Source organism: Microbacterium sp. LMI1x-1-1.1, assembly GCF_040676205.1.
Classification (GTDB): Bacteria; Actinomycetota; Actinomycetes; order Actinomycetales; family Microbacteriaceae; genus Microbacterium; species Microbacterium aquilitoris.
The window spans coordinates 333628-345655 of sequence record NZ_JBEGHM010000001.1 but is presented as its reverse complement, the minus strand read 5'-3'; the positions used below and the strand labels follow the sequence as shown (position 1 = coordinate 345655).

General features: G+C 70.5%; 11 protein-coding genes. 8 read left to right on the top strand and 3 right to left on the bottom strand.

Annotation, left to right across the window (positions count from 1 at the left end):
- Positions 1-47 precede the first annotated feature (47 nt).
- The 3 genes from MRBLMI1x_RS01590 to MRBLMI1x_RS01580 are packed head-to-tail and all read left to right on the top strand — an operon-like array spanning position 48 to position 4079.
- Positions 48-1034 carry an aldo/keto reductase gene (locus MRBLMI1x_RS01590; RefSeq protein ID WP_363455317.1) on the top strand — a complete coding sequence of 329 codons (987 nt, stop codon included), beginning with the start codon at positions 48-50 and terminating at the stop codon, positions 1032-1034.
- Entirely contained in the window at positions 1031-3385 is a 2355-nt protein-coding gene (locus MRBLMI1x_RS01585) for a glycosyl hydrolase family 95 catalytic domain-containing protein (protein ID WP_363455314.1), read from the top strand. The genes MRBLMI1x_RS01590 and MRBLMI1x_RS01585 overlap by 4 nt, the downstream gene beginning before the upstream one ends.
- A 58-nt stretch (positions 3386-3443) precedes the next feature.
- Positions 3444-4079: an NADPH-dependent F420 reductase gene (locus MRBLMI1x_RS01580; protein ID WP_363455311.1), complete on the top strand. Its 636-nt coding sequence runs from the start codon at positions 3444-3446 to the stop codon at positions 4077-4079.
- 98 nt (positions 4080-4177) lie between these two features.
- Here MRBLMI1x_RS01580 and MRBLMI1x_RS01575 read toward each other — a convergent pair whose 3' ends face one another.
- Positions 4178-5584, bottom strand: coding sequence for an MFS transporter (locus MRBLMI1x_RS01575; RefSeq protein WP_116227658.1), 1407 nt, complete (start codon positions 5582-5584; stop codon positions 4178-4180).
- Positions 5585-5631: 47 nt separating this feature from the next.
- Positions 5632-6183 carry a GNAT family N-acetyltransferase gene (locus MRBLMI1x_RS01570; protein ID WP_363455307.1) on the bottom strand — a complete coding sequence of 184 codons (552 nt, stop codon included), beginning with the start codon at positions 6181-6183 and terminating at the stop codon, positions 5632-5634.
- Positions 6184-6361: 178 nt separating this feature from the next.
- Here MRBLMI1x_RS01570 and dnaK point away from each other — a divergent pair, with 178 nt between their 5' ends.
- From dnaK to MRBLMI1x_RS01545, 5 genes are all read left to right on the top strand, one after another.
- Complete coding sequence (gene dnaK / locus MRBLMI1x_RS01565) at positions 6362-8224, top strand: molecular chaperone DnaK (RefSeq protein WP_116227656.1); 1863 nt, start codon at positions 6362-6364, stop codon at positions 8222-8224.
- 2 nt (positions 8225-8226) lie between these two features.
- A complete protein-coding gene (locus MRBLMI1x_RS01560) occupies positions 8227-8817 on the top strand; it encodes a nucleotide exchange factor GrpE (protein WP_116227655.1) in 591 nt (196 codons plus the stop codon).
- Between the two features lie 11 nt (positions 8818-8828).
- Positions 8829-9812: a DnaJ C-terminal domain-containing protein gene (locus tag MRBLMI1x_RS01555; RefSeq protein WP_018187595.1), complete on the top strand. Its 984-nt coding sequence runs from the start codon at positions 8829-8831 to the stop codon at positions 9810-9812.
- A 10-nt stretch (positions 9813-9822) separates the two neighbouring features.
- Positions 9823-10257: a heat shock protein transcriptional repressor HspR gene (locus MRBLMI1x_RS01550; protein WP_018187594.1), complete on the top strand. Its 435-nt coding sequence runs from the start codon at positions 9823-9825 to the stop codon at positions 10255-10257.
- A 173-nt stretch (positions 10258-10430) separates the two neighbouring features.
- On the top strand, positions 10431-11357 hold the full coding sequence (locus MRBLMI1x_RS01545; RefSeq protein ID WP_363455301.1) for a hypothetical protein: 927 nt from the start codon (positions 10431-10433) through the stop codon (positions 11355-11357).
- Between the two features lie 42 nt (positions 11358-11399).
- Here the strand turns inward: MRBLMI1x_RS01545 and MRBLMI1x_RS01540 are convergent, their stop codons facing one another.
- Positions 11400-12005 (bottom strand): hypothetical protein, encoded by a 606-nt coding sequence (locus MRBLMI1x_RS01540; RefSeq protein ID WP_018187592.1) that lies wholly within the window; start codon positions 12003-12005, stop codon positions 11400-11402.
- Positions 12006-12028: the final 23 nt, after the last annotated feature.

Genomic DNA, 12028 nt, shown 5'->3' with positions numbered 1-12028 from the left:
GCCGCTCCCGCAAGACCACCGGCACCGTCCCCGACATCGGAGCAGCCGTGGCCCCCACCCTTTCCCCGTCCACCGAGTCCCTCCGCGCGGCGGGACGGTTCGGTCTCGGCGCCGCACCCCTCGGCAACCTCTTCCAGGAGATCGACGACGCCGAGGCCACGGCGATCGTCGACGGCGTCTGGGACAGCGGCATCCGCGTCTTCGACACCGCTCCCCACTACGGACTCGGCCTCAGCGAACGACGCCTCGGCGCCGCGCTCGCCCGCCGACCGCGCGACGAGTTCGTCCTCTCGACGAAGGTCGGACGGCTCCTCGAACCCGACCCGAGCGGTGCGGGGCACCTCGACGACGAGGGGTTCGTGGTCGAGGCGACGACGCGGCGCCGGTGGGACTTCTCGGCCGACGGAGCGCGCCGCTCGCTCGAGTCCTCGCTCGAGCGTCTCGGGATGGATCGGGTCGACATCGTGCATCTGCACGATCCCGAAGGGCGCGTCGACGAGGCGATCGACGGAGCGCTCCCCGCGCTCGTCGCCCTCCGCGACGCGGGCGTCATCTCGGCCGTCGGCGTCGGGTCGAAGGACCCCGCCACCCTCACGCGCATCATCGAGACCGGCATGGTCGACGTCGCCATGGTCGCGGGGCGGTACACGCTGCTCGAGCAGCCCGCCGCCGTCGACGTTCTGCCCGCCGCGCTCGCCCACGGCGTCGCGGTGATCGCGGTCGGCGTCTACAACTCGGGGCTGCTCGCGACCCCGCATCCCGATCCCGCCGCCCCCTATGAATACGGCACGGCGCCCGAAGCCGTCTATCGTCGAGCTGTACGGCTCGCGGACGCGTGCGCGGCGCGCGGAGTGCCGTTGCCCGTCGCCGCCCTGCACTTCCCGTTGCGGCATCCTGCCGTGGTCAACGTGACGGTGGGGCTCGGCAAGGCATCGCACGTCGCGCAGACAGCCGGATACATGAACGAGCCGCCGACCGAGGATTTCTGGCGCGGCCTCGCAGAGGAGGGCCTGGTGCCCGAGGGAGAACGATGACAGAGCACGTCCTGTGGTACCGCCGACCCGCGGAGACCTGGAACGAGGCGCTGCCCCTCGGCAACGGTGCGCTGGGGGCGATGTGCTTCGGCGGTGCCACCGACGCCCTCCTGCGCCTGAACGACGAGACGCTCTGGTCGGGAAGCCCCGCGAGCGAGCTCGCTGCGCCCGTCGTCACGGCGGATGAGGCGCGCGACGCGCTCGCCGAGGCCCGCGCCGCCGTCGCCGACGGGCGTGAAGAGGATGCCGACCGTCACGTCCGCCGCCTGCAGCACCGCCACGCGCAGTCCTTCCTTCCGTTCGCCGACCTGCGCCTGCGCATCGACGGCGCGACCTCCGACGAGGTCGAGGACTACCGTCGCGAGCTCGACCTGGCGACGGCGACCCACGTCGCCACCGGCACCCGCGCCGGCGCGGGGCTGAGCCACCGCACATGGATCAGCGCCCCGCACGGCGTGCTCGTCCACGAGCTCGAGAGCGACGAGCCGATCGACGTCCGCGTCGAGCTCGAGACGCAGCTGCGCGAACTCGGCCGCGTCGAGATCGACACCGCCACCACCCTGCTCGTGCAGGCACCCTCCGACGTGACGCCCCCGCACGACGAGGTCGACGAACCCGTCGTGTACGAGGACGACGCCGCCTCGGTGCGGGGAGCCCTGCACGCGCGCATCGTCACCGACGGCACTCCCGTGCGCGGCGGACGCGTGCTGCGCGCGACCCGGGTGACCGTCGTCCTCGCGACCGCGACGACCTTCACCGGTATGGGACGGATGCCGGCAGGCACCGAGCGTGCCGCGGCCCGCCGCGCGACCGAACGTGTCGACACCGCGATCGCCGCGGGCCTCGACCAGGTGCGGGCGGCGCAGCTCGCCGACCACGCGAGGTTGTACGCCCGGGCCGAACTCGCGATCGGCGTCGCGCCGGACCCGGAGCGCGACACCGCCGAACGCCTGCGCGACCTCGCCGGGGCCGACGGGGGCGGCGCGGTCGACATCGGCCGCGACCCGGGGCTCGCCGCCCTCCTGTTTCACTACGGCCGGTACCTGCTGATCTCGTCCTCGCGACCCGGGGGACTGCCCGCGACCCTGCAGGGCATCTGGAACGAGGACCTCCGCCCCGACTGGAGCTCGAACTACACGACGAACATCAACGTCGAGATGAACTACTGGGGCGCCCACACCGCCAACCTCAGTGAGACCGAGGAGCCGCTCCTCGGCCTCATCGAGGCGCTCGCCGACAGTGGCGCCGAGACGGCGCGACGGCTGTACGACGCCCCCGGCTGGGTCGCCCACCACAACACGGATGCCTGGGGCTACACCCAACCCGTCGGTGACGGCGTGCACGACGCCGCCTGGGCGTTCTGGCCGATGGCGGGCTTCTGGCTCTGCCGGCACCTCGCCGAGCGCGACGCGTTCGGTGTCGCCGACGAGGCCGAGCGCCGCCGCGCGTTCCGTCTGCTGCGGGGGGCGACCGCCTTCGCCCTCGCCTGGATGACGCAGGCCGAGTCGGGCGAGCGCGGCACCGCGCTGTCGACGTCGCCCGAGAACACCTTCCGCACCCGCGACGGTGGTTCGGCTGCCGTCGCCGAGTCCGCCACCCTCGACATCGTGCTGCTGCGGGCGCACCTCGACGAGTTCCTGCGCCTCGCGCACCACCTCGGCCACGAGGACGATCCGCTCGTCGCCCAGGCGCAGGACGCCCGCGCCGGACTCCCCGAGATCCCGATCGAGGACGGCTCGATCGCCGAGTGGCCCGGCGGCCGCGAGGCCGTCGATCCCCATCACCGGCACCTGTCGCCGCTCGTGTTCGCCTACCCGGGGACCGAAGCCCTCACGCCCGAGCTCGGGGCCGCGGCATCCCGCTTCCTCGATCTCCGCGAGGACGAGTCCACCGGATGGTCGCTCGCCTGGAAGATCGCCCTCCGCGCCCGGCTCGGCCAGGCGGATCGCGTCGCGGACCTGCTCGCGCTCGTGTTCCGCGACATGTCGATCGACCGCGGCGACCAGTCCGGCGGCCTCTACGACAATCTCCTCGCGGCCCACCCGCCGTTCCAGATCGACGGCAACCTCGGGTACGTCGCAGGCCTCGCGGAGTGCCTCGTCCACTCGCACGGGGACGCGATCACGCTGCTGCCGTCGTGGCCGGCACCGCTCGGAGCCGGTTCCGTGCGCGGTCTCGTGGCCCGTCCCGGTGTCGAGATCGACCTCGCGTGGGATGACACCGGTGCGGTGACCTCCGCCCGCGCCCGTGCGCGCGTCGCGTCGGCGCATGCCGCTCACACGTTCCGAGCGGGCGAGCGCGAGATCGAGGCGACGATAGACGACGCGTGGAGCGTCCTCATCGGCGAGTGATCGGGTTCGCACAGCGCGTGTCGGGAATGCGCGCCTGGCGCATGCGTTCTCCCGACGTATGACACACGTAGGAATCATCGGAGCAGGTCACATCGGTTCGGCTGTCGCGCGCGGTCTCGTCGCGCAGGGGCACCAGGTCGCGATCAGCAACTCGCGCGGTCCCGAGACGCTCAGCGATCTCGTCGCCGAACTCGGTGAGAACGCTCAGGCCCTGACCGCGAAGGATGCCGCAGCCTTCGGCGAATGGGTCGTCGTCACGATCCCCCTGAAGGCCATCGACGGACTCCCCGTCGACGAGCTCGCCGGCAAGTTCGTCGTCGACACGAACAACTACTACTGGGAGCGCGACGGCCACATCGCCGAGCTGGACGAGAAGAAGACCACCACGTCGCGCATGCTGCAGGAGCGCCTGCCGCAGTCGACCGTCGTGAAGGGCTTCAACCACATCCCCGCCGCCGACATCCTCACCGACGGCGCCCCCGCCGGCACGCCCGACCGCCGCGCGCTGGCGACCTCGAGCGACTCGGCCGACGCCGTCACCTTCATCACGAAGATCTACGACGACTTCGGCTTCGACACCGTCAACGTCGGCGGTCTCGACGAGAGCTGGCGCGTCGAGCGCGACCAGCCGGCCTACGTCGTGCGCCAGACCGCCGACGAGCTGCGCGAGAACCTCGCCCGCGCGGAGCGCTGAGCCCCGGCATCCCTCGTCGACCCGACGCGACCTGCGTCCATTCCCCGTGGATGGATGCCGGATGCGTCGGGTCGACGCGTTCGCGGGACCTGTCGCGGTCAGCGCAGGTGCGCCGGCCGCGGCAGCTTCACGAAGAGCATGAGCACGAGGCCGACGACCAGCACGATCGCGATGCCGAGGATGCCCCAGTAGGTCGCACCGAAGACGGCGATGAACAGCGTCCACATGCCCGGAGCCAAGAAGCTGACGACGCGTCCGGTCGTCGCGTAGAGGCCGAACACCTCGCCCTGCATGTGCTCCGGCGTGACGCGGGCGAGGAGCGAGCGCGTCGAGGCCTGTGCAGGGCCGACGAAGGCGCAGAGCGCGAGCCCGAGGATCCAGAACGGGAGCTTGCCCGCGTCGTGCAGCAGGAACACTCCCAGCGCCGAGACGACGAGCCCCACGAGCGACGTGAGGATGATCGCGCGGGCGCCGTACCGATCGTCGAGGCGGCCGGCGAGGACCGTCGAGATACCAGCCACGAGGTTGGCGGCGATGCCGAAGAGGATGACTTCGTTCGGCGAGAACCCGAATGCCACGGCCGCGAGCACACCGCCGAAGGCGAAGACGCCGCCGAGGCCGTCACGGTAGACGGCGCTCGCGAGCAGGAACCACGCCGTCGGTCGGTGCGAGCGGAACAGGTCGCGGATCGAGCGGAAGAATGCCCGGAACCAGGCGGCGAATCCGAGCGGCGGCTCCCCCGGGGGAGCCGGTGGCTCGGGGACGTTCCGGAAGAGCGGGATCGCGAAGACGATCGTCCATACCGCGCAGCCGGCCGCGATGAGGCGGTAGGCGAGGCCGCCCGACGTGTCGAGGCCGAACCACTCGACGGCGTTCAGGACGACGACCGCGACGAGGGCCAGGATGCCGCCGATGTAGCCGAGTCCCCAGCCGAGCCCCGACACCTTGCCGACGGTCCGAGGCGTGGAGACGCTCACGAGCAGGGCGTTGTAGTTGACGCCGGCGATCTCGGACGCGACGGCACCGAGCGAGACGAGGATCGCGCCGAGCCAGAAGTACGACGGGTCGGCGAAGACGAAGAACAGGCTGAACTGCAGCAGCGCGAGGAGGGCGGTCGCGATGAGCAGCCACCGCTTCTTGCGGCCCTTGCGGTCGGCGACCTGTCCGAGGATCGGCGCGAGCAGCAGGATCGCCAGTCCCGCGATCGTCGACACGAGTCCGTAGCCGGTCGACAGGTCCGCCAGGGCCGACTCCTTAATCGGGTCGTCGTCGGCGAGGCGGGCGACGTTCTCGGGCAGGAACGTGTCGGACACGAGGTACAGCGAGACGAAGACGAAGGTCAGGATGACCGAGTTGAAGGGCTGCGTCGCCCAGTCCCACATCGCCCAGGACGCGACGTTCCTGCGAGGGACGGGACGCTCCTCGAGGTCCTGGAACATCACGGGGAGGGCGCCGCTGTCGGCGGTGGCGGGGATCTCGGGCGTCCCGCCGGTGGAACGCGTCATGAGCCGCACCCTACCGCGCGTTCAGGGCGCGCCGGTGACGTGGCGCGTCAGGCTTCCCTCGGGGGATCCCAGACCACGGGTGTGACGGTGCCGTCGCGCCAGTCGCGGCGGAGGACGCTGTAGGCGACGGATGCCAGCAGTCGCCCGTCATCGGTCGGCCACCCCTCGCGGTAATAGGCCTCCTGCACCCAGCCGCAGCGGACGAACACCCGCCGCATCGCGATGTTGTCCTCCCGCGTCTGTCCTTCGAACCTGTTGACCTCGGGCATCGTCGTGAAGACGTGGTCGGTCGCCACGCGCAGGACGTCCGCCGCGAGCCCGCGGCCGCGGTGCGCGGCATCCAGCCGCAGGTCGAACAGGGGAGCGTCGTCGCTGAGGTCCTCGAGCCGGAAGAACCCGATCCGGCCGTCCGCGTCCGAGTCGATCCAGAACGAGGCATGGTCCTCGTCGGCGTAGGCGCCGTCGTCGATCGCCTCTGCGATCTGCGCCGCCGTGGGATCGGTCCGCACGTGGAACGGGAACGACTGCGACGTCATGAACGAGATCAACGCCTCGCGGTCGGCGCCGGTGGGATCGAGGGGCGTCAGGCGGATCGGCATCCGTCCACGCTAACGGCGATCGCGATCACGCCGAGCCTGCAAACTTGATATGTATCGGCTCAAGTTGGTTTGACGGTCGGCGAGGGCCGGAGTAGCCTTGAGTCATCGCGGCTCAGGTTGTGGCCAGAGCCGCCGGAAGACTTCAGATCTACGCAATCGCCACACGAAGGAGAATCACATGGCACGTGCAGTGGGAATCGACCTCGGAACGACCAACTCGGTCGTCGCCGTCCTCGAAGGTGGCGAGCCGAAGGTCATCGCCAACGCCGAGGGTCTTCGCACGACCCCGTCGGTCGTCGCGTTCACGAAGGACGGCGAGGTGCTCGTCGGCGAGACCGCCAAGCGCCAGGCCGTCACGAACGTCGACCGCACCCTGACCTCCGTCAAGCGCCACATGGGCACCGACTGGAAGACCCAGGCGATCGACGGCAAGAACTACACGCCGCAGGAGATCTCGGCCCGCATCCTCCAGAAGCTCAAGCGCGACGCCGAGCAGTACCTCGGTGACACGGTGACGGATGCCGTCATCACCGTCCCCGCCTACTTCAACGACGCCGAGCGTCAGGCCACGAAGGAGGCCGGTGAGATCGCGGGCCTCAACGTGCTCCGCATCATCAACGAGCCCACCGCCGCCGCTCTCGCGTACGGCCTCGACAAGGGCAAGGAGGACGAGCTCATCCTCGTCTTCGACCTCGGTGGCGGTACCTTCGACGTCTCCCTCCTCGAGGTGGGCAAGGACGACGACTTCTCGACCATCCAGGTGCGCTCCACCGCCGGTGACAACCGCCTCGGTGGCGACGACTGGGATCAGCGCATCGTCGAGTACCTGATCAAGCAGTTCAAGGACACGAGCGGTGTCGACGTCTCGGGCGACAAGATCGCCCTGCAGCGTCTGAAGGAAGCCGCTGAGCAGGCCAAGAAGGAGCTCTCGAGCTCGCAGTCGGCCTCGATCAACCTGCCGTACCTCTCTCTGACCGACTCGGGCCCCGTGTCGCTGTCCGAGACCCTGAGCCGCGCGAAGTTCGAGGACCTCACCAAGGACCTCCTCGACCGCACCAAGAAGCCGTTCGAGGACGTCATCCGCGAGGCCGGCATCAAGGTCGCCGACATCGACCACGTCGTGCTCGTCGGTGGATCGACGCGTATGCCCGCCGTGAGCGAGCTCGTGAAGAAGGAAGCCGGCAAGGAGCCCAACAAGGGCGTCAACCCGGACGAGGTCGTCGCCGTCGGCGCCGCCCTGCAGGCCGGTGTCCTCAAGGGTGAGCGCAAGGACGTGCTGCTCATCGACGTCACCCCCCTGAGCCTCGGCATCGAGACCAAGGGCGGCATCATGACGAAGCTCATCGAGCGCAACACGGCCATCCCGACCAAGCGCAGCGAGACCTTCACGACCGCCGACGACAACCAGCCGTCGGTGGCCATCCAGGTCTTCCAGGGTGAGCGCGACTTCACCCGCGACAACAAGCCGCTCGGCACGTTCGAGCTCACCGGCATCGCGCCGGCACCCCGCGGCATCCCCCAGATCGAGGTCACGTTCGACATCGACGCGAACGGCATCGTCCACGTGTCGGCGAAGGACAAGGGCACCGGCAAGGAGCAGTCGATGACGATCACCGGCGGCTCGTCGCTGCCAAAGGACGACATCGAGCGCATGGTGCGCGAGGCCGAGGAGCACGCGGCCGAGGACAAGAAGCGCCGTGAGGCCGCCGAGGTCCGCAACCAGGCCGAGACGCTCTCGTACTCGATCGAGAAGCTCCTCAGCGAGAACGCCGACAAGCTGCCCGAGGACGTCAAGACCGAGGTCCAGGCCGACGTCGACGCGCTCAAGACGGCGCTCGCGGGCGACAACGACGACACCGTCAAGGACGCCTACGACAAGCTGAACGCGTCGCAGACCAAGATCGGCGAGGCGATCTACGCCGCGAGCCAGGCCGACGCCGCACAGGCGCCGACCGATGCTCCGGCCGGCGAGCAGACGGCATCCTCCGATGAGGATGTCGTCGACGCCGAGGTCGTCGACGACGAGGACGAGAAGAAGTAAGCATGGCGGACAAGGACTTCGAGAAGCCGGACGAGGGCGACGACGTCGCCGCGACCCCGGCCGAGGAGTCGGTGGAGCCCGCCGGGGATGCCGACACGGAGCCGGACGCGCTCACGGTCGACGACATCCTCGGCGCGGCCCAGTCCGACGAGGCTGCTGTCGCGGATGCACCGGAGGAGGAGCACGACCTGCTCCTCGACCTGAAGCGCGTGCAGGCGGAGTACGCCAACTACCGTCGTCGCACCGAGGAGCAGCGCGAGGTGGAGCTCGCGCGCGCCAAGGGCGCCGTCGCGAAGGGGATGCTCCCCGTGCTCGACGACCTCGACCGCGCTGAGAAGCACGGCGACCTCGCCGAGGGCAGCGCGCTGGCGGCGATCGCCGAGAAGATGCGGGCCGTCGTGGCCCGCCTGGGAGTGGAGCGTTACGGCGCTGCGGGCGACGCGTTCGACCCGCAGCAGCACGAGGCGATCTTCCAGGCGCCCACGCCCGGCACGACCGAGCCGACGATCCTCGAGGTCGTCGAGATCGGTTACCGCCTCGGTGACCTCGAGCTGCGTCCGGCGAAGGTCGTGGTCGCGGTTCCGGCTGAGTAAGGGGCGCGCTGATGGCCAGTCAGGATTGGTTCGACAAGGACTTCTACAAGGTGCTCGGGGTGTCCAAGGACGTCTCCGACGCCGACCTGAAGAAGACGTACCGCAAGCTGGCGCGCACCTACCACCCCGACTCGAACGCGGGGGACCCCGCGGCCGAGGCGAAGTTCAAAGAGGTCAGCGAGGCGTACTCGGTGCTCAGCGACAAGGAGCAGCGCGCCGAGTACGACCAGCTGCGCGCCATGGGGTCGGGGAGCGCCCGCTTCCAGCCCGGGGCGAGCGGCGGGTTCGAAGACGTGTTCAGCCGATTCCAGCCGGGTGGCGCGGGCGGCCAGCAGGCCGACTTCGATGACCTCTTCGCGATGTTCGGGCAGCAGAGCGGCGGACGGTTCGGTTCCGGTCGCTTCGGGCAGCCGAGCGGCGGATTCCGCGGCTTCGGCGGCCCGCAGCGCGGGGCCGACGTCACCGCCCGCACGACGCTCGACTTCACGACGGCCGTGAAGGGTGACACCATCACGCTCCAGGGCGACGACGGCAAGCCCATCAAGGTGAAGATCCCCGCAGGGGTCTCAGACGGGCAGAAGATCAAGCTCCGCGGTCGCGGTCGCCCCTCGCCGGACGGCGGCGAGGCGGGTGACATCGTCCTCACGGTCGGTGTGCGCCCGCATCCCGTCTTCACGCGCGAAGGGCTGAACCTCCGCATCCATGTCCCCGTCACGTTCACCGAGGCGGCGCTGGGTGCGACCATCGAGGTCCCGACGCTCGGCGGCGACAGCGTCAAGCTGCGCGTCGCGCCGGGGACCCCGTCGGGTCGGGTGCTGCGCGTGAAGGGCCGCGGGGTGCAGACGGCGAAGGGCACCGGCGACCTGCTCGCCGAGGTCCAGGTCGCCGTCCCGACCCACCTCGACGGACCCGCCCGCGAAGCGCTGGAACGCTTCCACGAGTTGGAGCCCAAGGAGAACCCCCGCGCCGATCTGATGGCCAAGGCGCGCGAGTGAGGTGAGACGCATGGCGAACGAGCAGGTCGACGAAGACGCCCCGATCCTGGCGATCGCGGTGGCCGCTGAGCTCGCCGGCATGCACCCGCAGACGCTGCGTCAGTACGACCGGCTGGGACTCGTGGTACCGGCGCGCACCCGTGGCGGGTCGCGCCGGTACTCCCTCCGTCACGTCGCGCAGCTGCGCGAAGTGGCGCAGATGTCGGCTGACGGCGTGAGCCTCCCGGCCATCTCGCGCATCATCGAGCTCGAGAACCAGGTGCGGATGCTGCGCCGCGAGGTCTCGGGACTGCAGGGTCGCCTGCGCGACGAGGTCGCCGCACGCCGCGGTGCCCGCGTGTTCGCCGCCGGCGCGACGGGCTCGGTCGTGACGCTCCGCCAGGGCACGCGCGTGCGCCGCGCGACCGACGTCGTCCTCTACCGCCCCCACCCGCCGACCGACTGACGCGCCGGCGCCGGCGTCGGGTCGTCGAAAGGTCGCAGATGGTCGCCCGGCGACATCGAAAGCGGCCATCTGCGACGTCTCGAGGCGTCTGCACGGGGCGCGCCGCCCGTGGGGCTTTCCACAGGGGGGCGGATTCGGGGTGGGGCCGGTGGTGAGGGGTGGATCGTGGGCGGATGCCGAGCGTCCTTCCCCCGGAGCTGCCGGACCGCTTCCTGGTCGGGTGGGCGATCGACGCGGGTGTGACACGCCGTCGCTTGCGGCATCCATCACTCGCGGCGCCGTTCTACGGCATCCGCTCGCGCGAAGCGGCGGACGACGTCAGAGCACTCGCCCTCAGCTACCTGCCCAAGCTGCGGTCCGGCGAGCACTTCTCCCATGCGACGGCCCTCGTGCTCGCCGGCGGCTGGGCTCCTGATCGGCTCCGACTCGCCCTCGATGTGACCGCGATCCCACCGACCGTGCGGGCTCGCGGCGCGGGAGTGCGCGGGCACCGTTCGCAGACGGCGCACGTCCGATTCGTGGACGGGATGCCGGTGGTGGACCCGGCCGCTGCGTTGTGCCAGGCGGCATCCCTTCTCAGCGATCGAGAGCTCGTCGTGGCGGCGGACGCGCTCCTCCGTCGCCACAACCCTGTGCTCACCGTCGGGGCTCTGGAGGCTGAGGTCGCTGATCGGGACGGGTCACGCGACGTGCGTCGACTGCGACGTGCGCTTGAGCTCGCGGAGCCAGGCACGGATTCCGTCGCGGAGACGCTCCTTCGACTGGACGCGCGAGACGCAGGGCTCCCGCCGTTCCAGGTGAACGCCGAGATCAGGGATGCACGCGGGCGGTTCCTGGCCTACGGTGACCTGGTCCACGCGCCGACGAAAGTCCTGCTCGAATACGACGGGCAGCAGCACCGCCTCGATGACCGCCAGTACTCGCGCGATGTCGATCGCCTCGACGACCTCGCCACCGCAGGGTGGCGCGTGATCCGCGTGAACCGCTCGCACCGTGGTGCCGCGCGTCGCGGCATCCTGGAACGCGTTCGAACCACCCTGATCGAGCGAGGCTGGCGCGCCGAGACGTCGCAGATGGTCGCTGGGCGGCAGCGAAAGTGACCATCTTCGACGCCTCGCCGACGGCCGAGCGGATGCCGGGGGTCAGGCGGGGTCGATGCGGAGGGTGCCGGGGCCCTCGCCGACCGTCAGGTCGGTCACGAGGCGGAGCGAGCGGGCGAGGGCGTCGACGGCGGGGATGACGGTGCCGAAGCGCTCGCGGTCGGAGATGACGGCGGTGAGGGTGACGAGGTGGGTGCCGGTGTCCCACGTGTACGACGCGAAGGGCGTCTGGCGCGGGTTCGGCGGCAGGGGCATCTCGAGCTTCTCGGCCACGCCGAGCGGGGAGCCGGTGAAGCTGACCGTGTCGTCGTACTCGATCGGCATGCTCGCGCGCATGGTCCGCAGCTGGGGCGTGAGCTCCTGCACCTGCGCCATCGCGACGAGGAGTTCGGGGTCGTCCTTCCACACCCACGCGAGCAGGCGACCGTCGGCGCGGCGCATGAGGGCGGGGATCGCCTGGCTCATCGCCCACGCGGCGACCTTGCTGCCGGGCTGCTCGCGACCGAACGCGGCGTTCGCCTGGGCGAGCAGCATCCCGATCGCCTTCTTGCGGGCGCGGCGCCCGCGGAACCCGAACGAACCGGTGATCGGGACCCACTGAGCGGGGTCCACCTGGGCGGAGAGGCGGAGGCCGGTGAGAGGCGTCATCGCTCCAGCGTAGGTTGCTAGGA